Here is a 19,680-nt window from a genome sequence, read left to right as displayed (position 1 = left end):
CTCCGCCATTATCTTGTAGCGAACCCGAGATGAGGCTCCCGTTGGGGGCCTTTTTCTTTTTGTTTCAAAGGCGCTTAGCCGAGACGCCCGAACCTCGGAGACTGGCGCCGGGTCCAATTTCCGTCTCCGAACAGCCCTCCGTCTCTAACCGAGCGAACCTCGTCCGGCCCGGTTCGGCTTCGCGAAGGCCAGCGTTTCCAACGGGTTTCGCAGGTCGCTCGACAATGGATTCAGCGGGCGTTCTTCCGGTTGGCGTGGCCGCCGGGGGAACACGCGGTAGGCATATTCGGGGGAAGCCGTGCGCAGCCCGTCGTTATGCGGGGGATCAAGGACCCGAAGGTTCTTTGACTTTCGATGACAAATGGCCGCGACGTCAGTAGCCTGGCCTAATGTCGAGCGAGCCTTGGACCGATGAGGAGAACGATCTGATCGTCGCGGATTACTTCGCGATGCTGGCCGACGACGTCTTCGGACGCCCGTACAGCAAGGCAGAGCATCGCCGTACGCTCCTGCCGTTGCTGAACGGCCGTTCGGAGGGATCGATCGAGTTCAAGCACCAGAACATCAGCGCGGTTCTGAAGGGGCTCGGCGAGGACTGGATCCCCGGCTACAAGCCTGCGTTCAATTTCCAAATGTCGCTCGTCGACGCGGTGGTACGGTGGTTGGCAATCAACCCCGCGTGGCTCGGCCGTCTGCCAGACTCGCGCCCGGCGACGGGTCTTGAAGAATCCGCACCGATCTGGATCGGCCCGCCGCCGACGCTGTCGAACCAGCCGCCACCGCTAGAGCTGGAGCAGATGCTGCACATCGCAGGCAAGTTCGATGTGGCAGGCCGGGACGAGCGCAACCGCGCCCTCGGTCGCGCCGGCGAGGAGCGCGTTCTGGCGCATGAGTGGGCATCGCTACGGTCGGCGGGACGTGATGACTTGGCGCGAAAGGTCCGTTGGGTGTCTGAGGAGGACGGGGATGGCGCAGGCTATGACATCGCGAGTTTCGCGCCAGATGGCCAGGCGCGCTTGATCGAGGTGAAGACGACGAACGGCTGGGAACGGACGCCCTTCCACATCACCCGCAACGAGCTCGCGGTAGCAGACGAGCGCCGATCCGAATGGTGCTTGTTCCGGCTTTGGAACTTCTCGCGTGAGCCGAAGGCCTTCGAACTGTATCCGCCGCTCGATGCCCACGTCACACTCACGGCCACAGCATTCGTGGCAGGCTTCCATTGATACCAGGGCGCCGGCGCGCTCAGTCAAAAACCATGTCCATCTGCTCTGCCCACGGCCGATCGGCAACTGCAACGAGGTCGTTCAGCGAAAGCGCCGGTGGTACGCGCCTGATGACGAGGTGTTCGAGCACCTCCGGCGACAGATAGGCGAGCCGCATCATGCGGCTCACGAACCGGTCGGAGACCTTCTCGGCCGCGGCGATATCCTGAATGGTGGAAGCGGCACCGGATTCCAGCTGCCGCCGCCAGTTCCAAGCGCGGGCGATGGCGCGCAGCACATGAGGGTCTTGCGACCGGCCGTCCCGGACTGTCACCTCGTCGGGCGGGAGGATCTTCGGCCGCCCATTGCGTTTGCGGATCGTCAGGGGGATGACGACGCGGATGGTGTTCGTCGAGTCGGTCATGCGCAGGCCTCCGCCTGGCGGGTGGCCATCATGTCCCGCAGGACCGAGCCCAGCCCCTCATGGCGCAAATCGACGGCGATGCCGTCTTCGCCGACGGTCACCCGCTCGACCAGAAGCTGGACGATGCGGGTCTGCTCCGCCGGATAGAGCGCCGCCCAGAGCTGGTCGAATTCGCCGAGCGCCTGGACGACCGCCTTCTCATCGACCGTCGGGCTCTCTTCGCGAAGGGCCTTGATCGTCCGCGCCGCGATCTCGGGCGCGCGGATCATGCGGCGGATTTCGCCGACGACGGCGTCCTCGACCATGCCGGCGGGCAAGCGCAGCGGGCCGCAAGTCTCGCCGGTGGGGCGGTTTCGGATCAGGTCCATCGACGCGTAGTAGCGGTAGAGGCGCGTGCCCTTCTTCGTCGCGGTCGGCGTCATCGCCGTGCCCGTCTCGGTGAAGATGATCCCTTTCAGCAGGGCCGGCGTCTGGCGGCGGGTGTTCTTCGCCCGCAGGCGCGGGCTCTCCTGCAGGATGCTGTGAACCTTGTCCCAGAGGGCCTGATCGATGATGGCCTTGTGCTCGCCGGGATAGGCCGTGCCCTTGTGCACGGCTTCTCCGAGGTAGACCCGGTTGTTGATCAGTTTGTAGAGGAAGCCCTTGTCGATCGGCTTGCCGCGCTTGTTCAGAACGCCCTCGGCCGCGAGCGCTTTCGCCAGCGTCGTGGCGGAGCCGATGGCGACGAAGCGCTCGAAGATCATCCGGACCGTCGCGGCTTCCGCTTCGTTGACGACCAGCTTGCGGTCGCGCACGTCGTAGCCCAGCGGGACGTGACCGCCCATCCACATGCCGCGCTTGCGGGATGCCGCGACCTTGTCGCGGATGCGCTCGCCGATCACCTCCCGCTCGAACTGTGCGAAGCTGAGGAGGATGTTCAGGGTCAGGCGGCCCATCGAGGTCGTGGTGTTGAACGACTGCGTGATCGAAACGAAGGTCACCTGATTGCGGTCGAAGATCTCGACCAGCTTGGCGAAATCCATCAGCGAGCGCGACAGCCGGTCGATCTTGTAGACCACGATCACATCGATCAGACCGGCTTCGACGTCCTGAATGAGACGCTTCAAGCCGGGGCGCTCCAGCGTGCCACCGGAGAAGCCGCCGTCATCGTAGCGTTCGCGAATGGTGGCCCAGCCTTCCGCCTTCTGGCTCGTCACAAAGGCCTCGCAAGCCTCGCGCTGGGCGTCGAGGCTGTTGAACTCCATGTCGAGCCCTTCCTCGCTCGACTTGCGGGTATAGATGGCGCAGCGCTGGCGGCGCGGAACGACCGCGACGGCTTCCTGATGACGGCTCATCGGTCGTCCCTCCGCGCCTCGCGCAAGCCGAAGAAGCGGTAGCCGTTCCACTGCGTGCCGGTGATCGCCCGCGCCACCGCCGAGAGCGACTTGAACTTGCGCCCCTGCCAGTCGAAGCCGTCCTTCATCACAGTGACGGTGTGCTCCACCCCGTCCCATTCACGCACGAGGCGGGTTCCGACCACGGGGTTGCGGGGATCCGCGATGATCGTCTTGCGCCCGACCCGGCCCTCGATTTCGTCAGCCAGCAAGTCCAGCGTCCGCCGCGTCTCGCGGGTCAGGCCGCCGAGGGTCAGTTCCTGGACCCGGTAGCTGAGCCTCAGTTCGAGGTAACTGCGGCTGTTGTTCGGAGCGGGTGTACCGAAGAGGCTTTCCCACTTCGCCTTCAGCTCGACCACCGCCATTCGCTTCAGCGCTGCAAGCTGCGTGACCACGCCCGCGTGCGCCGCATCGCGGTTGCCCTGTTGCCATGGTGCGGCGTCAGTCTTTCTCTTTGTCCCTGGCATCATTGCCCTCCAACTCGGTTGCTCGGTTTGCGACGACCAACACGGCGTTTGAGGGCGAGAATGTCGAATGAACTGTCTTCGCCAGGTGCAGATAAAGAACTGGACTGTTCCGGCAGGATACGCCTCAGCCCCGCGGCAAGAATCTGCGCGAGTTCATCGAGGCGTTCGTCCGCCGACAGACGGGCGGGCAAAAGAGGGTTTGGACCGGATCGGGCGTCTTGCATGAGACCGTTCGCAATAGAAGATGATTGGCGAAACGGTAGTCACAAAACGAAGATACGCAATAAGATTCAATGGCTTATCGCGCCACGGCGGAATCATTCGAGCCGGCGCGAATGATTCGACCATCCTCCTGGGCAGTTAAACCTCCCGATAGGGTGGGGAAGATTGCTGGAACGAATCTGCTCGTCCTTTGCTCGGATCTAAGCCGCACGAACCGCGACACCCATCAACTGGACCTTCCGCCTTGATCTGAGAGATTGTCCTTCTGCATCGAGCACAAGGAACATAGAAGTTGCGCTCCTCCAATTGTCTTTCAGTCGCCTCTCTGTTCCTGGTATCAAAATAGTTTGACTTCCATGTCGCGACCAAATCCCCGGGCACGTACTTCCAGAGGTCGCCATGCGCATGGGATCGCTCATCAAAACGTGCGACATTAGTTCTTTGAAATAGATTGCTGCTGGCAAGTGATTTGATCTTTCCTAGCGAACCGGACGAGACAACGTTGTCAGTATCGTCTGCCTCGGGGTCTTGGGAGCCCCCCTCTCTCAGCGAGAGTCCGAATTCGAGGTCATGGAATTCTGCGGAAGACTCAGCCCCTCGACCTGTCGACCTAAGTGTCACCCGGGCGATGTAATCGTGGTCGATCTGCAAATTGCATTCAATTCGTTCAATAAGGGGCTGCGCATTCCGGTCCACTTCGACCCTGGCGACGCAAAGCGAATGTCGGGGATCGTTCGGTGATGTTTTGCCGAGCTTCACCGGTTTCGCCACCTCGACCACCGCGACACCTTCCCGCGGGTCGACGCAAAACAGGCGCGTGTTAGCAACATTCTGCGTTTCGTTCTCGATCGGAAGGGTCCAACCGGCATCGACGAGGGAGTGGTACGTTCCCCGGCCGGATGTATCCGCAACAAGAATTTCGATTGGTTTTGAGAGTTTCAGCCTCAGACCATCGTTTGCGATCCAGGCAGCGCCTTCGGCGATGATCCGATCGCCGTTGTCGAGCCGCGGCACCCTGCCCACGAACCGTTCTGTGAGACCGTCACGTATCGCAGGCATGTTCACCATGCCTCCGGTAGCGAGGCAGAGTTCGATATCTTGGTAGGTCAGTTGCGTTTGCTCAAGTATCTCATCGATTCGAGCGAGCCCGCGCGCGACAATACCCGCGCTGAGGTCGTCGAGTTCCGAACGGCTTACGGATCCGAGGAGGTTCCTTCCGGCTCCATCGACCTTCAAGTAGTTTCGAACGATAACGTCTTCCGTGTCGGCCTTCGGATCGGACAAATGTATCTTCAGGATTTCGCACTGATGTAGCAGCTTTGCTGCCATGCCGGGTTGCTCGAGCGCTGAAATGTCATCGAGGCCATGTGTGGCAGCGTGCTTTTCGCGCAGGTGGTTTCTGAGACGCTCGTCAAACTTGTCACCACCCACTTCATTGTCGCCAAGATTTCTAACCTGCATGATCGCGCCGCCGGAGATGCGACATAGTGTGAGGTCGAGCGTGCCACCGCCCCAATCGAAAACGAGGATTGTTTTTCCTTCCAGGCGTGCCAGCTCACGGCCAAGGTCGGGCTGCGAGCGGAGATAAGCGTACAGGGCCGCTACGGGCTCGTGGACAAACTGCACAACGCCAATTCCGGCTTTTCGCGCCGCCTCGCGGAGGGCGCGGCGCTCAGGCCCTCCAAAATCAACCGGTATAGTGAAAACTGCTCTCGTGAGATCGTGGCCGGGAGCGCTCCCGCGCGCCAGGGAAGCGTCGGTTTTCAGATGCTTGAGAACCTCGGCGACAGCATCGGTAGGTTCGACGGGTCGGCCGTCAACAAAAATGGGTCCATCACGCCTGAGAGACATCTTGGGAGAACGAACAAAACCTGGAGGGGCACCACTTTCCGTAATATCCATGTTTTGTCGCGCTTCTCGACCAACAACGATGTCGGAGCCACGGTACCAAATGACAGACGGGTGCGGACGCAGCGTCACCCGGTCCACCAGTGCCAATGCTCTGCCGCCCACCGCAATCGCCGCAAGGCTATTCGTTGTGCCGAAATCGATTCCGAAAATCGGTTCAGTCATTCGTTTACCTCTTTAATAACAGCGAGTGCAGATTTTGTTCGTCGAAGCGCTGTCCCCGGTGCGGGCGGGTCGATCTCAAGTGCATCAATGGCATCTTCGAGCAAGGGCGCGAGGCGTTCACCCAGCAGGACCTTCTGCTCGGCCTTTGTCTCGGTCAGATCATGACCCCAGTGCTGCCGCTCTGCCGTGAGCGTCTGCTCAAGCGTGGAAATAGCTGCTTCATGCTCAGCAATCGTCTTCCGCGCGCCTTTCAACTCGGAACTGAGTCTTTCGATAGTTTTTCGTGCATCATCCAGCCGGTGACGTAGGTCGACGGCCGTGCTCCTTTCACGATCACGCTCTTCGGCTGCTTCTCTGACCACCTGATCGCCGAGCCCAGCCACCGCTACTGCGAGACGTAGCTCGCTAATCTTGCCCCGTTGAATGGCCCTTTGAGCCAGGCGCGCAGCTGACTTCAACTCAGGGAAGAAGATGGATCGCAGTCCCTCGGCAACTTGCCAGGATTTGAGAGCGCGCTTTTCCACGAGCCAGCAAATGCCGATGCGTAGCCATGTTTCGGCGTTCTTCTTTTCGTCCTTTGAATTGGAGCGAAGCCCAGGTGAAAGGCAGGTCAGGATTACCTTGAGCACCCGCGCGGCATCGTGGTCTTGTGGATCGAACGCTTCCCCAAGCTTCTCTTTGAGACGCACTTGAGCAGCCCCCCATACCCAGGTGTCGATAGCATCGGGTAAGGTAGACTGTGACATCAGAGCCCAAAGGCGCTCACCCTCGGGATCAAGGTCTATCATCAGCTTTCCAGCCGCCTCCCGATCGTCGGATCGAAAGTGCTTCACAGCGTTTTTGCGAAGGATTTTGAAGAACGCTGATGGGGTGGCGCGCTGTTCTGAAAAATACCCGGACAACGTCGGCGGAAACTCGACATCAGACGCGGTACTTTCTGCGGGCGCCGTCTCGTCTTTTGCTGAGAGGTCTGCGGGCTTCTTATCTGGCATAGTCCCAGTGCTCTCTTCGTTTTCAGTCACATCGGTTCTTTCTCTAAGTATTCTCTTGCCCACCGGCTGAACGGATAAACCTCGGCTATTTGCGAGAGTGGCTCCAACGCGCTCTGCGTCGCACCCAGTCGCCAAGCAACTGCGGCCCATATGGCGAAGGCTTTCTGGTGGTCACTAGCGTCCAAAACATCAGAGCGCGCGAGCGCCCGGCACTCATCATCCAGTATCGGACTCCACCGAGGCTGCCCGACAAGATGTGACGCCAACTCGAGCATTCTCCCGGTACCATGATCGACCGGGCAGACGGGACGACGTTTGGAGTGCCCCTGACTCGGCGGCAAGTTTTCCGAGCTTGGATCAACGAGTAACTCATTCGTTAAATCAAGCTCCCAATATCCAGTTCGCTCACGACCTCTCTCAAAATCGTTCATTGAGAAACGAATGATGCTCGCGATCAGGTGAGCAAGTGGCCGATCGAAATCTTTAAGAATTTCTAGCGCAGATCCATAATGCTCACGATAACGAGAGAGAGGTGTCGTAAGTCGCTCCCCGTCAGGTCGCTCTTTTATAAGGATTCCCAGGCAATAATTAGCCAAACCGGAGGCATACTCGTTTCCCGCGCCCTGCGCTCTCTTGTCCGCAAGAAACCTGCCGATCGATTCACGGCTGATCGCTGCAGACACGAGAACTTCGACGAAAGCCTTCTCCACACTCCTGAGAGCGTCAAGGTCGGCGACTCGGAACGAGATTTTGTACTTCGAGGTTACCGGTACGGCGTTGCGCTGTACGTCGTTAACCAGCTCTAACTTCACCTCGGCGTGTTTCGTCTTGGCTAGGATTTCCGGCAGCTCTTTTGGGGACACCTGGCGCGACATTGCCCCGTCGACACTAACTCTTGCGAAGCTCGTATTCGTAAGCATCACGTCCGACTCATGAAGTGGTGCACGGATCACGTCGTTCCCGGTTGGCTCGCCACCTGGCAGCATGATGACCGGCCGTTCGACGCGGTGCCTGGCGTACACATGGTCGTGGAGGTCGAGCTGCGTCGTGAGGATGGACGGACAGAAAGGGCAGGCAAACGTCCGCGCTTTGTGAGGGGCTGGGTCAGGAACTCTCTCGGTGCCTTCGTAGAAGGCATCGAGATCTCCCTCACGGATCCAGCCGACAGTCGGCATGTTTGCCCCCTCCAGTCAGGCAAGTCTGGCCTTGTCGCGCAAACGCCCGGGCCGGCTGCACTGCATAATGGTTGATCCAACTGCGGGATAAGGAGTAACACTTCGCTAATCCGCGAACAAGCGTATTTTGGTTGGAGTCGAAAGGATAGCCGCGATGTCAGCCCAATCCATGACCTTTGGTCAGGCGATCTCCAAGGCGCGCAAGGCAAAGGGCCTCAGCCAGAAGGAGCTCGCGGCACTTGTGAAGAAGGAGGAAGGCGGCGGCCCGATTTCGCCGCAGTACCTCAATGACATCGAGCATGACCGCCGGAGCCCCACGTCCGATCACCTGATCAAGCAGTTTGCAACGATCCTCGATGAGGACGAGGGCTACCTTTTCGTGCTGGCCGGAAAGATCCCTGATGACGTGCGAGAAAAGGCGAAGGATCGAGATAAGATCGTGAAGAGCTTCGCAAATTTCAGAAAGAACATTACGAATTGAGGTAGTCGCCTTGGTTAGGATGGTGCCCGACAAGACTGGACGGTTCGCGGAGAGGCCACACTACTCCGCCCAAGAGCTTGACCGCGAGTGTGAGCGGATTGTCTCCGCCCTCTTGCGCGGCCGTCGTGGCTCCGTCGATTTTCCTGTACGGACGGATGATCTCGAAGTGCTGATTGAGCAGCACGAATCGGAACTTGATGCTTACGCCGACCTATCGGACTTCGGGGACGACGTTGAAGGCATGACCGAGTTCTTTCCGGAAGGAAGAACGAAGGTCTCCATCTCGGAGAAACTGGCCAACGACTCGCGACGGGAGAATAGGCTGCGGACGACCCTCGCCCACGAGTTTGGGCATGTGTATTTCCACCGCCATCTCTGGGCGGAAAAGTTCATCGCTCGGCATCTGTTCGATCGCAAGAGCATCGAGAACAAGGCCATCTGCAAGCGCGACAGCATCATAAGCGCGTCCCAGTACGACTGGATGGAATGGCAGGCTGGATACGTCAGCGGGGCGATCCTTATGCCCGCGACTCAGCTGCGCCGCCTTGTCTCGGATTATTGCGAGCCGCGAGGACTGCACGGCTCGATACACCAGGCATCGGAGGATGGCTGCGCACTTATCCGTGCAGTCATGGACCGATTCGCGGTCTCAGAGGATGCCGCGCGAGTCCGCCTTTTGAAGCTGAGCCTACTGGTCTCCTCCAGCAGCCAACCCTCTCTTTTCTAGCAGAGAATCCGTCAATTCGCGGAAAAGCGTATTTTTTCGATTGACTCCGCGCGGGTGCTAAATACGCTAATTAGCGGATTAGCCACTCCGCGGATGCACCACGAAAGGAGACCAGCATGACCGCTCTTTCCGCCTTCCTTCGCAAGACGCCCGGTGAGGCGCTGCGCGAATACTTCGACCGGCCGGAGATCGGCCTGCCCACCGAGTTCGACTGGAGCGTGCCGGAGGCCGCGCTGTCCAGGCCGCTTCTCGGCGCCATCGAGAAGATGTCCCGCGTCCAGCGCGACCGCATCTCCAATGACGCTGAGCGCGTCCATGCCCTGTCCGACGAGCCGGGGCAAGCCGCGATCTACAGCGTGGCCGAGGATCCCGCCTTCCTCGACGGCCTCGCGAACCCGCACGCGCGGTCGCTCTGGATGTTCCTCAACGCGCAGGACCGGTTCCGCCATGCCGAAGAGGTTCGCTTCACGGAGGACCGCCGGCGCGGCCGGATGTGGGCCGGCTACATGACCGACGCCGGATGCGTCGTGCAACGCGACGCGTCGGCCCGCCATGCCTTTGTCTCCGCGATCAAGGAGTTCTCGGGCGCCGCCCATGCCCATGTCGACATCTTCGACCGGGTGAGGACGACCCATGAGGGCGACGAATGCGACCTCGTGCAGGTGACGATCTACCGCGAGGGACGGCCCGACGATCTGCTGCGCTTCGACGATAAGGGATCCCTCGTGCGGCAGGCTTATCGTCCCGTGTTCGAGGCCGCGGTGACCTATGAGCCCGCAACAGGTGGCATCGAGGTGATCGCCAACGACAAGGTGACGCGGAGCGAGATCGTGAAGGCGACGGTCACGCACCTCCTTGGCATCGAGTTCAGGGAGAACCGCCTGCCCCTGCGGTGCTACGACCTTTCCGTGCTGCTGACGCCGTACGACTTCCCGGTCGACCCCGAGGACGGGATCGAGGGTGTCGAGGTGCGCGAGCTGCGCCTGATGCCGATCGACGACAGTGATTTCAGGGTGACGCTGGAGAAGCCCGCGCGCGCTGACGAAACGATATGGGCGAAGGCGGAAGAGAAGTTCGGAGATCGCACGCCCCTGAGCGAAGGGTACGTCGTCACGCGGGCCAAGATCGCCGTGAAGCTTGCCCGGCGCCCGGGAGGTGACAGGCGGCGCACGCTGACCCTGACGATCACCTGGCCGCATGGCTGCGATCTGAAGGATCGCACCGCGGCCGAGCAGATGATCGGCGAGAAGTACCTTCGGCGCTGGGGGATCCTGGTTGATGACCTGCAGCTCTTCGAGGATTGATCTCGCCGCCCGCCGGCTGCTCTCGTCCATCGCCGGGACCCGCGACGCGCGGGTCTCGGCCATGGCCCTCGCCCACAAGCGCGGCGCCGGAAAGCAGCTGATCGAAGCGGGACTGCTCGTGCCGCGCGGCAGCACCATGGCCGTCGTCGCCGAGGACGATCTGGACGACACCCCGACGTCCGTCATCGTTCACCCGATCACGGGGCGTCATGGGCATCTCGGCAATGAGGCGTGGCAGGATGAGCACTTCACTGCCCGTCGCCGGGTCTATGCACTGGACATGTCGGCCACAGCCCGGCGAGTGGCCGCCCGGCTCGACTGCTCGCTCGGTGATGACCCCGTGCCATCCCTTGATGGTGCGGTGATGGACTTTGGGACGGCGCGGCTGCCGAAGCGCAGGGCGCGCGCTGGGATCTGGGTCGCCCGAGGTCTGACGGCGCCGGCGGTTTTCGAGGAGTTCCGTCAACTCGTCACGCGCCGTCCCCCCGAAGGCCTGCGCGTGGTCCTTTTCCTCGATCCTCCGGATCGGCATCGCCTCAGCTTCATAAGGGGCCATGAGTTCGTCGCGCTGGCGGATGTCGTCGATCACGAGGATGGCCTCGCTGTCGCACCGGAAGTCCTGGCCGCACGCCTGCTGAAGGGGCCTTCGCACAAAGGGCCCGTCTGGGTCTCCGGCGATGGCGGCGTGCTGATCGTGCATGGCACGTGGCATGAGTTCACTGGCGGTAAACAGAAGATCGCCGTGGCCATGCTCGCCGAAGCCTGGCTGGGCGGCGACCCCGTGCTGCCCGTCGCGCGCATCCTGGAGGAAGCCGAGTGCGGGCCATCGGTGAAGCGATTGAAGGATCTCTTCGGTGGCCACCCCACCTGGCAAGAGGTGATCAGAGAGAGCGGATCCAACTGCTGGCTCGAGGTGTGACACTGAAAGCCTCTCGAAACTAGGCCGTCCTTCGGGGCGGCCTTTTTGGTTTTTGGCCACTCGGACTGCATTCCTCCCGTATCTCCTCCCTGGCTCCTCCCCGGCTCCTCCCCCGGCCTCGTCCATCGTCTCCGCAGGTTTTCGACCAAAACCGAAGGAGAATCAGATGGCTACGAAACACCTCAACCAGATCGACCTGGCTGCGCGCTGGAACATCAGCCACCGCACGCTTGAGCGCTGGCGCTGGACGGGCGAAGGCCCGCGCTTCGTCAAGCTCGGCGGTCGCGTCGTGTATCGCCTCGAAGACGTCGAGGAGTACGAGCGCGAGCAGATCCGCGCGAGTACCGCCGACCACCCAAGCAAGCCTGCGGCGTGAGGGGGCGGTGATGACGATCTCAAACCGTATCTCCCTCGATGAGCTCCGCCGCATGGCCGTCGGCGACATCGCCGCTCTGCCCGCCGAGCAACTCGCCCTCTTGCAGGACGATGCCGCCGACGCCCTGCGCCGCGCCAAGACCGTCTGCGACTGGCTCGATGGGGCCGTCGCGCTCAAGTACGGCGATCGTGCCCACGCAGCGCGCCAGACTGCCGGCAAAGACACCGGCACGGTCCGCTTCGATGACGGCGCGGTCACCGTGATCGCCGATCTGCCGAAGCGCGTCGACTGGGACCAGGACAAGCTCGCCGCTCTCGTCGAACGCATCCGGGCCGAGGGCGACGACCCCGGTGAATACGTCGATGTCGCGATCAAGGTGCCCGAGCGCAAGTTCGCGGCCTGGCCGAGCCACATCCGCTCCGCCTTCGAGGACGCGCGCACCGTCCGCACCGGCAAGCCCAGCTTCCGTCTTTCCCTGAACGGCGAGGTGACGACATGAGCATCACGAAGAAGCTCGCGGTGCTCCGCGAGCACCATTACGGGCTGGAAAAGCTGCCCGAGACCATCCGGGTGCCGGCCCTTGGCGAGCGTCGCGACGAGACCGTCAAGCCGGTCGGGACGGCCTCGATCGACGACCTGGCATTTGCCCTCATCGGTCTGAACGAGCGGGCATCGGCCCTCTACCGAGAAATCGACGCGGTGCGCACCCTCCACGACGAGGCCCGCAAGGCCGGCGCGCTCGGCGCGGACGTCGCGATCGACGCCCTGATCGCGACGAAGGGAGGCAAGTGATGGCCCTCCCGATCATCTCCGCCGACCAGCGGCTCGCCGAGCCGCGCGGCATCAAGGGCACGATCTTCGGCAAGTCCGGGATCGGCAAGACCTCGCTTCTCTGGACGCTCGACCCCGCCACTACATTGTTCATCGACCTGGAGGCGGGCGACCTCGCCATCGAGGGATGGTCCGGCGACAGCGTCCGGCCGCGCACATGGGCTGAATGCCGCGACTTCGCGGTCTTCATCGGCGGCCCCAATCCGGCGCTGCGGGACGACCAGGTCTACAGCGAGGCCCACTTCGCGGCGGTGTGCGAGCGCTTCGGCGATCCGGCTGCGCTCGACCGCTACCACACGGTCTTCATCGACTCGATCACCGTCGCCGGGCGGCTCTGCTTCCAATGGTGCAAGGGGCAGCCCGAGGCATTCTCGGAGAAGACCGGCAAGCCCGATGTCCGCGGCGCCTATGGCCTGCACGGCCGCGAGATGATCGCGTGGCTCACGCATCTGCAGCACACGCGGGCGAAGAACGTCTGGTTCGTCGGGATCCTCGACGAGAAGCTCGACGACTTCAATCGACGCATCTTCCAGCCGCAGATCGACGGCGCGAAGACCGGCCTCGAGCTGCCGGGCATCGTCGATGAAGTCCTGACGATGGCGGAGATCAAGGACGACGCCGGCGCGCCGTACCGTGCCTTCGTCTGCCAGACGATCAACCCCTGCAATTTCCCGGCGAAGGATCGATCCGGCCGTCTCGACCTGATCGAGGAGCCGCATCTCGGCCGCCTGATGGCCAAGATCCGCGGCCCCGTGAAGCCGGCTTGCGAACGGCTGGCCTATCGCAGGGCGCCCCCGGCCGCGACCGCTGCGACCTCCGACGCCCCTGCCATTTCCGAAAACGCCTGAACGAGGAGACCCCAGCCATGACTGGATCCTGGAACGATTTCAACGACGCCAAGCAGAACAGCAACATCATCCCCAAGGGCACGCTGGCCAAGGTGCGCCTGACGATCCGTCCGGGCGGTTTCGACGATCCGGCGCAGGGCTGGACCGGCGGATACGCCACGCGGGGGACCACCGGCTCGGTCTATCTCTCGGGCGAGTTCACGGTTCTCGAAGGGCCCTACGCACGGCGCAAGATCTTCACCCTGATCGGGCTGTACAGCCCCAAGGGGCCGGACTGGGCGAACATGGGCCGCAGCCTGATCCGCGGCATGCTCAACTCCGCGCGCGGCATTGCGGACAAGGACACGTCCGCCCAGGCCCAGGCCGCGCGTCGCATCAGCGGCTTTGCCGATCTCGACGGGCTCGAGTTCGTGGCGCGGATCGACATCGGCACCGACACCAACGGCGAGGAGAAGAACGAGATCCGCGCGGCCGTGACGCCGGATCACAAGGATTATGCCGCCCTCATGGGCGTGCCCGGTGCGGCAGCGCAGCCGCAGGCTCAGCCTTCCCCGCCATCCATGCCCCAATCTTCAGCACCGGCGGCGGGCACGCGCCCGTCCTGGGCGCAGTGAGGCGGCCATGCTGCTGCGTCCCCGCCAGAAGCAGTTCGTCGAGCGCAGCGTCCGCGCGCTCGACGAACACGGAAACACCCTCGGCGTCGCCCCGACCGGAGCCGGCAAGACGATCATGCTTTCGGGGGTCGTCGGTCGCATGGTCGGCGAAACCCCGAAGAGCACGGGCGCCAAGGCATGCGTGCTCGCCCACCGCGACGAGCTGACCGCGCAGAACCGCAGCAAGTTCGGCCGGGTGAATCCCCGCATCACGACCTCGGTCGTCGACGCGAAGGAGAAATCCTGGGCTGGCCAGGTCACCTTCGCCATGGTGCCGACGCTGGCGCGCGCCGGTAATCTCGGCCAGCTGCCCGCGCTCGACCTCCTGGTGATCGACGAGGCGCATCACGCGGCAGCCGACAGCTATAGGCGCATCATCGACGCCGCGCTGCAGCGCAATGCCATGTGCCGGGTCTACGGCGTCACGGCGACGCCCAATCGGGGCGACAAGCGCGGTCTGCGCCCGGTGTTCTCCAACGTCGCCGATCAGATCCGGATCGGGGAGCTGATCGCGTCCGGCCATCTCGTGCCGCCGCGCACCTTCGTGATCGATGTCGGCGTCCAGGACCAGCTCACCAAGGTGCGCCGCACGGCCGACGATTTCGACATGGCCGAGGTCGACGCGATCATGAACCGGTCGCCGGTCACGGACGCCGTCATCCGCCACTGGCGGGAAAAGGCGGGCGAGCGCCAGACGGTGGTGTTCTGCTCGACCGTGGACCACGCGCGCAACGTGACCGCCGCTTTCAACGCGGCCGGTGTCGCCGCCGGGCTGATCCAAGGCGACATGGCCGATACCGACCGCAAGACGACCCTCGACGCCTACGCCGCCGGAGAGCTGCGGGTCGTCGTCAATGTCGCGGTGCTGACCGAGGGGTGGGATCACCCGCCGACGGGCTGCGTCGTGCTGCTGCGGCCGAGCTCCTACAAGTCGACCATGATCCAGATGGTCGGTCGCGGTCTGCGCACGGTCTCGCCCGAGGAGCATCCCGGCATCATCAAGACCGACTGCATCGTGCTCGACTTCGGCACCTCGACCCTGATGCACGGATCGCTGGAGCAGGACGTCGACCTGGACGGTCGCGAACCCTCCGGCGAGGCGCCGACCAAGGATTGCCCGGACTGCGGCGCCATCGTGCCGCTCGCCACTATCGAATGCCCGCTGTGCGGTCATGTCTGGGAGCGTCCCGAAGGCGGCGAAGCAACGCCGCTCGGTGACTTCGTGATGACCGAGATCGACCTGCTGAAGCGGTCGAGTTTCCGTTGGTGCGACCTCTTCGGCGACGATGCCGCGCTCATCGCCAACGGCTTCAATGCCTGGGGCGGTGTCTTCTTCCTGAACGGCCGGTGGTACGGCATCGGAGGCCTCCAGAAGCAGCGGCCGCATCTGTTGGCCGTGGGCGAGCGCACCGTCTGTCTGGCAGCGGCTGACGACTGGCTCAACGAGCATGAGAGCGACGAGAGCGCCCACAAGACCCGCCGCTGGCTGAACCAGCCGCCCACCGACCGGCAGCTCGCCTTCCTGCCGCCGGAGTCCCGGCAGGACTTCGGGCTCACCCGCTACCAGGCCTCGGCGCTGCTGGCCTTCCGGTTCAACCGCGACGCCATCCGCTCCCTCGTCTTCGGCGCGGCCGATGCCGCGCCCGAAGCAGCCATCGGGAGGGCGGCATGAGCCATGGCTTCTGTTTCCCCTACCACGGCCGAGGAACGGCGGCGGCTCTGGCATCCGCGTGGAAGGCTCTGTGCTGTCTGCCGGCGACCCACCCGTGGCTTTGGCTGGTTCGATCCGGTGCCATCGAACTGGCCGCGCCCCTCGGTCTGGTTCTGCTCGATGGCCTGCCAGGGCTTCTGGACGCGCTTGGCGCGGGAGCGCTGGGCCATGGTTGATCTCACCGAACAGGAGAAGGCGGCGATCCGCGCCGCCATGAAGCCGGTCGCCGAAATCATGGAGGAGATCGGCTGGCAGACGCGCTTCTCCGATCTCTCGGAGGCGCAGGTGCTCACGCTCATCGAGGTCGCCGTCGGCGGCTTCCAGGACGCCATGCACGCCATTGCTGCTGAAGACGAGGATGTGCCGTTCTGATGCTCGACTACAACCGCCGCCCCACCTGCGCCGAACGCATCAATGCGGTGATCGACGAGGCGATCGCTGCTGAACGCGCGGCGGTTGCGCCCAGGACCTACCTCGGCGGCTCCCGCCTCGGGCACCCGTGCGAACGCGCTCTGCAATTCGAGTTCACGGGGGCGCCAAAGGATGAGGGCCGGGAGTTCTCCGGCCAGACGCTGCGGATCTTCGAGATCGGACACGCGCTCGAAGATCTTGCCATCGGCTGGCTGCGCGGTGCCGGGTTCGATCTCTTTACCCGCAAGGGCAACCGTCCGGACGGCGAGCAATTGGCTGGCGCCGACTTTCAGTTCGGCTTCTCGGTCGCGGGTGGCCGCATCCGCGGTCATGTCGATGGGATCATTGCCGCTGCTCCGCAGCAGCTGGGCATCGGCGTTCCCGCGCTCTGGGAATGCAAGACGATGAACGCCAGGAACTGGCGCGAGACCGTGGCCAAGGGCGTGGTTGTCGCGAAGCCGGTCTACGCCGCCCAGATCGCCCTCTACCAGGCCTACATGGAGCCGCAGGTCCCCGGCATCTCCGACAATCCAGCGCTCTTCACCGCCATCAACAAGGACACCGCCGAACTGCACCACGAACTCGTGCCGTTCGACGCGGGGCTCGCCCAGCGTATGAGCGACCGCGCCGTGCGGATCCTTCAGGCGAGCGATGCAGGGGATCTGCTGCCGCGCATCGCTACGAGCCGTGACTTCCACGAGTGCCGGATGTGCCCGTGGTCGGATCGCTGCTGGGGGCTGGCGGCATGAGCGAGAACAAAGTCGTCTCCCTCGATGCCTGGCGCGACTTCAACGACGCTACGCCGCAGTCCGATCCGTTCGACATCGAGCCGGATCCAGAGCAGATCGCCGTCTTTCTCGACGTCGTCTTCGGTTATTGCGAGGGCTGGGTTCCGCTGCGCGGGTTCGTGGACAAGGGCCAAGGCCCAAAGAAATCTGAAGATGGCCGTGCGGAGCACGGCGGGGGCCGACCCCACAACGCCTGGATCGAGATCGACGGCAGTTTGCTGGAGAAGGCGGTTTCCTTCGCCGGTTGGGCAGCACGCGAAGGGGCGGCCTTCTATGTGGTGCCGGGAACGGTCGCCGAGACCGGCAAGGCCAAGGCCGCCGATGTCCAGCAGATGCAGACGGTCCTGGTCGACCTCGACGCGGGTGACATCGCCGCCAAGCTCGACCACCTCATCCGGCATCTCGGCGAGCCGACACTGCTCGTCGAAAGCGGCGGCCGGACGCCGGACGGTCTCGACAAGCTGCATGTCTGGTGGCGCTTGAGTGAACCGGCCGAGGGCGAGGACATCGCGCTTCTCTGTCGGCTGCGCGGCGACATTGCGGTCAAGGTCGGCGGCGACACGCATTTCCGATCGGCCCACCAGCCGATCCGTCTGGCCGGCTCCGTCTATCACAAGGGCGGGTTCAAGCGCCTGGTCAACATCCGCCGCCACAGCCCGCGGGTCGAGGTCCATCTGCGCGACTTCGCCGAGCTAGTCGCCGACATGCCGCCGCTTGCCGGGGTCGGATCCGAGCCAGGCCCATCTTCGGACAAACCCTCGATCACCGATGTCCTGACGACACCGGTCCGCGAAGGCGGCTCGGACGACTGGACGCGCTTCCAGGGGGCGAGCGCCGCGATCGGCCACTACGTCCGCATGGCGCACGAGGGCCGCATGAGCCGCGACGACGCGTGGGAGGCGATCTGCCAGTACAACGCCGCCCAGCTCCGTCCGAGCTGGCCGCTCGAACGTCTCGCCTCGGAAGCACAGCGCCTCTGGCGGCTGCACGAAGAGCGCCACGGACCGGCCCTCGAACGGATCGCTGTTCCGCCGATGTCCGCGCTGCCGGTTTTCACGCTCGGCGCACTGCTCGACGACGTGAGCCCGATGCCCGAGGACATCATCGCTCCGCGGCTGCTGACGCCCGGCGGGATGCTGGTGCTCGGCGGCGCCCCCAAGGTCGGCAAGAGCGATTTCCTGATCAGTCTGCTCGTCCACATGGCGGCGGGCGTGCCGTTCCTCGGCTTCGCGCCAAGCCGGCCCTTGCGGATCTTCTATCTGCAGGCGGAGATTCAATACCACTACCTGCGCGAACGCCTTCAGGCGATCCGGATCGATCCGGCGCTCCTGGCCGCGGCGCGCGACAATCTCGTCGCCACGCCGAAGGTCCGCATGCTGCTCGACGCCGGCGGCGTGGGCCTGACCATCGCCGCGGTTCGCGCCCACTACGGCCATGGCGCTCCCGATATCCTCTGCATCGACCCGATCCGCAATCTCTTCGATGGGGGTCCGGACGGCGGCGGGGAGAACGACAACACCGCGATGCTCTTCTTCCTGCAAGAGCGGGTCGAAGCGCTGCGGGACGCCGTAGCCCCGGATGCCGGCCTGATCCTCTGCCATCACACCCGCAAGACCACGAAGAAACAGCTCGTCGAGGACCCGTTCATGGCGCTCTCGGGCGCGGGCAGCCTCCGCAGCTTCTACACCTCCGGCGTGATCATGCACCGTCCCGACGAGGGCCGGCCGGAGCGGATGCTGCATTTCGAGCTGCGCAACGGCCCCGGCATCGAGCCGATGATCATCGACAAGGCCGACGGGCGCTGGGTCGTGGTGGACCGCTCTGGCGAGCGCCTCGTGCGCCGCGAATTTGGCGAGAAGCTGGACGCCGAACGGACCCGGAAACACGACGTGATCCTTCAACTGCTCTTCGATGAGGCCGAGGCCGGCCGACTCTACACCGCGCTGCAGTTCGCCGAGAGCTTCGAGAACCAGGCCGGGCTCGGCGGCAAGGACACGATCCGCGAACGGATCAGCGTGCTGGCCACGAAGGGTTTCATCAAGTTCGTTCGCGATGGCGCGCCATTCGGCCTGCCAACCTCGCGTTCGAAGTTCGGCTATCTCTGCGTCGAGGGCATGACGTTCCCGACCGGAGAAGAGACGGCAGACCCCGACACCGGCGAGGTCGTGCCCGTCCGGATCCCGGTCCTTCCCAGCACCTACAAGTGCCCACAGAGCGGCGCGGCGCTGCCGGTCGAGAACCCTCTGGTCTGGGTCTATCAGACGGAGGAGACCTCGTGATGCGCCAGCTCATCCCGATTACGCGGACTTACGCAGAATCAAGTTGTGGCAAGTTGCGGCGAGCTGGGCGGCCAGCTTCCCAACTACTTTCGCTGCTTTTCGCGCCACCGCGCACCCCCCAGCCGTCCCGCGCACATTCAAGTTGGGAAAGCTCCTCCCAACTACCTTGGCTCCAGCGCGCCCCGCTGCGCGGCCTTTCGCAGATTCAAGTTGGGAACGCGACCCACGCCATGGGCCGTCCCAACTTCGATTTCTCCAAAAGATTCAACGTGTTGATGCGCTCTCGAAGTTGTGGGGGTGAAAGCCACCCCCTTCGGGGGTGGGGGAGAACCGCGCCAAGCGGGTTCTCCCACTCCCACCCCCAGGGGCTTCGCGCGCGCAGGCACCGTGCCGTCCATCCCCTCACCGACATCAGACGAGA

General features: G+C 63.6%; 21 protein-coding genes. 14 read left to right on the top strand and 7 right to left on the bottom strand.

Going from position 1 to position 19,680, the window contains the following annotated elements; translation table 11 throughout:
* The first annotated feature begins 389 nt into the window (after positions 1–389).
* Positions 390–1,226 carry a DUF3883 domain-containing protein gene (locus tag HUW43_RS03255; protein ID WP_188236067.1) on the top strand — a complete coding sequence of 279 codons (837 nt, stop codon included), beginning with the start codon at positions 390–392 and terminating at the stop codon, positions 1,224–1,226.
* Positions 1,227–1,245: 19 nt separating this feature from the next.
* Here HUW43_RS03255 and HUW43_RS03250 read toward each other — a convergent pair whose 3' ends face one another.
* From HUW43_RS03250 to HUW43_RS03220, 7 genes are all read right to left on the bottom strand, one after another.
* Complete coding sequence (locus HUW43_RS03250) at positions 1,246–1,629, bottom strand: hypothetical protein (RefSeq protein WP_188236066.1); 384 nt, start codon at positions 1,627–1,629, stop codon at positions 1,246–1,248.
* The gene (locus tag HUW43_RS03245; protein ID WP_188236065.1) at positions 1,626–2,963 is read right to left on the bottom strand and encodes a recombinase family protein; all 1,338 of its coding nucleotides are present in this window, start codon (positions 2,961–2,963) and stop codon (positions 1,626–1,628) included. Before HUW43_RS03245 ends, HUW43_RS03250 begins: the two co-directional genes overlap by 4 nt.
* Positions 2,960–3,397 carry a DUF2924 domain-containing protein gene (locus tag HUW43_RS03240; RefSeq protein WP_188236064.1) on the bottom strand — a complete coding sequence of 146 codons (438 nt, stop codon included), beginning with the start codon at positions 3,395–3,397 and terminating at the stop codon, positions 2,960–2,962. The genes HUW43_RS03245 and HUW43_RS03240 overlap by 4 nt, the downstream gene beginning before the upstream one ends.
* Before the next feature lie 71 nt (positions 3,398–3,468).
* On the bottom strand, positions 3,469–3,693 hold the full coding sequence (locus tag HUW43_RS03235; protein ID WP_188236063.1) for a hypothetical protein: 225 nt from the start codon (positions 3,691–3,693) through the stop codon (positions 3,469–3,471).
* 136 nt (positions 3,694–3,829) lie between these two features.
* Positions 3,830–5,764: an Hsp70 family protein gene (locus HUW43_RS03230; protein ID WP_188236062.1), complete on the bottom strand. Its 1,935-nt coding sequence runs from the start codon at positions 5,762–5,764 to the stop codon at positions 3,830–3,832.
* Positions 5,761–6,786, bottom strand: coding sequence for a hypothetical protein (locus HUW43_RS03225; protein ID WP_188236061.1), 1,026 nt, complete (start codon positions 6,784–6,786; stop codon positions 5,761–5,763). The genes HUW43_RS03230 and HUW43_RS03225 overlap by 4 nt, the downstream gene beginning before the upstream one ends.
* On the bottom strand, positions 6,783–7,931 hold the full coding sequence (locus tag HUW43_RS03220; RefSeq protein ID WP_188236060.1) for a hypothetical protein: 1,149 nt from the start codon (positions 7,929–7,931) through the stop codon (positions 6,783–6,785). Before HUW43_RS03220 ends, HUW43_RS03225 begins: the two co-directional genes overlap by 4 nt.
* Positions 7,932–8,085: 154 nt before the next feature.
* Here HUW43_RS03220 and HUW43_RS03215 point away from each other — a divergent pair, with 154 nt between their 5' ends.
* The 13 genes from HUW43_RS03215 to HUW43_RS03155 all read left to right on the top strand — a co-directional run bounded on the left by HUW43_RS03215 (position 8,086) and on the right by HUW43_RS03155 (position 19,259).
* A complete protein-coding gene (locus HUW43_RS03215; protein WP_188236059.1) occupies positions 8,086–8,412 on the top strand; it encodes a helix-turn-helix domain-containing protein in 327 nt (108 codons plus the stop codon).
* Positions 8,413–8,434: 22 nt separating this feature from the next.
* On the top strand, positions 8,435–9,139 hold the full coding sequence (locus HUW43_RS03210; protein ID WP_317450806.1) for an ImmA/IrrE family metallo-endopeptidase: 705 nt from the start codon (positions 8,435–8,437) through the stop codon (positions 9,137–9,139).
* A gap of 116 nt (positions 9,140–9,255) precedes the next feature.
* Positions 9,256–10,443, top strand: coding sequence for a hypothetical protein (locus HUW43_RS03205; RefSeq protein WP_188236057.1), 1,188 nt, complete (start codon positions 9,256–9,258; stop codon positions 10,441–10,443).
* Complete coding sequence (locus HUW43_RS03200; protein ID WP_188236056.1) at positions 10,418–11,362, top strand: hypothetical protein; 945 nt, start codon at positions 10,418–10,420, stop codon at positions 11,360–11,362. The genes HUW43_RS03205 and HUW43_RS03200 overlap by 26 nt, the downstream gene beginning before the upstream one ends.
* 166 nt (positions 11,363–11,528) lie before the next feature.
* The gene (locus HUW43_RS03195) at positions 11,529–11,738 is read left to right on the top strand and encodes a helix-turn-helix transcriptional regulator (RefSeq protein ID WP_050474479.1); all 210 of its coding nucleotides are present in this window, start codon (positions 11,529–11,531) and stop codon (positions 11,736–11,738) included.
* Positions 11,739–11,748: 10 nt separating this feature from the next.
* Complete coding sequence (locus tag HUW43_RS03190) at positions 11,749–12,237, top strand: hypothetical protein (RefSeq protein ID WP_188236055.1); 489 nt, start codon at positions 11,749–11,751, stop codon at positions 12,235–12,237.
* Positions 12,234–12,530 (top strand): hypothetical protein, encoded by a 297-nt coding sequence (locus tag HUW43_RS03185; protein ID WP_188236054.1) that lies wholly within the window; start codon positions 12,234–12,236, stop codon positions 12,528–12,530. Before HUW43_RS03190 ends, HUW43_RS03185 begins: the two co-directional genes overlap by 4 nt.
* Positions 12,530–13,417 carry an ATP-binding protein gene (locus tag HUW43_RS03180; RefSeq protein ID WP_188236053.1) on the top strand — a complete coding sequence of 296 codons (888 nt, stop codon included), beginning with the start codon at positions 12,530–12,532 and terminating at the stop codon, positions 13,415–13,417. Before HUW43_RS03185 ends, HUW43_RS03180 begins: the two co-directional genes overlap by 1 nt.
* A gap of 17 nt (positions 13,418–13,434) precedes the next feature.
* Positions 13,435–14,031: a hypothetical protein gene (locus HUW43_RS03175; protein WP_188236052.1), complete on the top strand. Its 597-nt coding sequence runs from the start codon at positions 13,435–13,437 to the stop codon at positions 14,029–14,031.
* A 7-nt stretch (positions 14,032–14,038) separates the two neighbouring features.
* A complete protein-coding gene (locus HUW43_RS03170; protein ID WP_188236051.1) occupies positions 14,039–15,742 on the top strand; it encodes a DEAD/DEAH box helicase in 1,704 nt (567 codons plus the stop codon).
* A gap of 3 nt (positions 15,743–15,745) precedes the next feature.
* On the top strand, positions 15,746–16,153 hold the full coding sequence (locus HUW43_RS15625; RefSeq protein WP_223181236.1) for a DUF6511 domain-containing protein: 408 nt from the start codon (positions 15,746–15,748) through the stop codon (positions 16,151–16,153).
* On the top strand, positions 16,153–16,941 hold the full coding sequence (locus tag HUW43_RS03160) for a hypothetical protein (RefSeq protein WP_188236050.1): 789 nt from the start codon (positions 16,153–16,155) through the stop codon (positions 16,939–16,941). Before HUW43_RS15625 ends, HUW43_RS03160 begins: the two co-directional genes overlap by 1 nt.
* Positions 16,938–19,259, top strand: coding sequence for an AAA family ATPase (locus HUW43_RS03155; RefSeq protein ID WP_223181235.1), 2,322 nt, complete (start codon positions 16,938–16,940; stop codon positions 19,257–19,259). The genes HUW43_RS03160 and HUW43_RS03155 overlap by 4 nt, the downstream gene beginning before the upstream one ends.
* Positions 19,260–19,680 lie beyond the last annotated feature (421 nt).

The organism is Sphingopyxis sp. LK2115, from assembly GCF_014595975.1.
In the GTDB taxonomy this organism is placed as follows: Bacteria; Pseudomonadota; Alphaproteobacteria; order Sphingomonadales; family Sphingomonadaceae; genus Sphingopyxis.
Note: the sequence above shows the minus strand (reverse complement) of the source record. Positions and strands in the feature narration are given on the sequence as shown.

What these genes read in the sequence shown, in the direction of transcription:
- HUW43_RS03175 (WP_188236052.1), top strand. Translation starts at nt 13,435, where the DNA reads ATGACTGGATCCTGGAACGATTTCAACGACGCCAAGCAGAACAGCAAC.
- HUW43_RS03220 (WP_188236060.1), bottom strand. Translation starts at nt 7,931, where the DNA reads ATGCCGACTGTCGGCTGGATCCGTGAGGGAGATCTCGATGCCTTCTAC.
- HUW43_RS03190 (WP_188236055.1), top strand. Translation starts at nt 11,749, where the DNA reads ATGACGATCTCAAACCGTATCTCCCTCGATGAGCTCCGCCGCATGGCC.
- HUW43_RS03170 (WP_188236051.1), top strand. Translation starts at nt 14,039, where the DNA reads ATGCTGCTGCGTCCCCGCCAGAAGCAGTTCGTCGAGCGCAGCGTCCGC.
- HUW43_RS03185 (WP_188236054.1), top strand. Translation starts at nt 12,234, where the DNA reads ATGAGCATCACGAAGAAGCTCGCGGTGCTCCGCGAGCACCATTACGGG.
- HUW43_RS03235 (WP_188236063.1), bottom strand. Translation starts at nt 3,693, where the DNA reads ATGCAAGACGCCCGATCCGGTCCAAACCCTCTTTTGCCCGCCCGTCTG.
- HUW43_RS03255 (WP_188236067.1), top strand. Translation starts at nt 390, where the DNA reads ATGTCGAGCGAGCCTTGGACCGATGAGGAGAACGATCTGATCGTCGCG.
- HUW43_RS03155 (WP_223181235.1), top strand. Translation starts at nt 16,938, where the DNA reads ATGAGCGAGAACAAAGTCGTCTCCCTCGATGCCTGGCGCGACTTCAAC.
- HUW43_RS03245 (WP_188236065.1), bottom strand. Translation starts at nt 2,963, where the DNA reads ATGAGCCGTCATCAGGAAGCCGTCGCGGTCGTTCCGCGCCGCCAGCGC.
- HUW43_RS03160 (WP_188236050.1), top strand. Translation starts at nt 16,153, where the DNA reads ATGCTCGACTACAACCGCCGCCCCACCTGCGCCGAACGCATCAATGCG.
- HUW43_RS03215 (WP_188236059.1), top strand. Translation starts at nt 8,086, where the DNA reads ATGTCAGCCCAATCCATGACCTTTGGTCAGGCGATCTCCAAGGCGCGC.
- HUW43_RS03200 (WP_188236056.1), top strand. Translation starts at nt 10,418, where the DNA reads ATGACCTGCAGCTCTTCGAGGATTGATCTCGCCGCCCGCCGGCTGCTC.
- HUW43_RS03205 (WP_188236057.1), top strand. Translation starts at nt 9,256, where the DNA reads ATGACCGCTCTTTCCGCCTTCCTTCGCAAGACGCCCGGTGAGGCGCTG.
- HUW43_RS15625 (WP_223181236.1), top strand. Translation starts at nt 15,746, where the DNA reads ATGGCTTCTGTTTCCCCTACCACGGCCGAGGAACGGCGGCGGCTCTGG.
- HUW43_RS03230 (WP_188236062.1), bottom strand. Translation starts at nt 5,764, where the DNA reads ATGACTGAACCGATTTTCGGAATCGATTTCGGCACAACGAATAGCCTT.
- HUW43_RS03180 (WP_188236053.1), top strand. Translation starts at nt 12,530, where the DNA reads ATGGCCCTCCCGATCATCTCCGCCGACCAGCGGCTCGCCGAGCCGCGC.
- HUW43_RS03195 (WP_050474479.1), top strand. Translation starts at nt 11,529, where the DNA reads ATGGCTACGAAACACCTCAACCAGATCGACCTGGCTGCGCGCTGGAAC.
- HUW43_RS03250 (WP_188236066.1), bottom strand. Translation starts at nt 1,629, where the DNA reads ATGACCGACTCGACGAACACCATCCGCGTCGTCATCCCCCTGACGATC.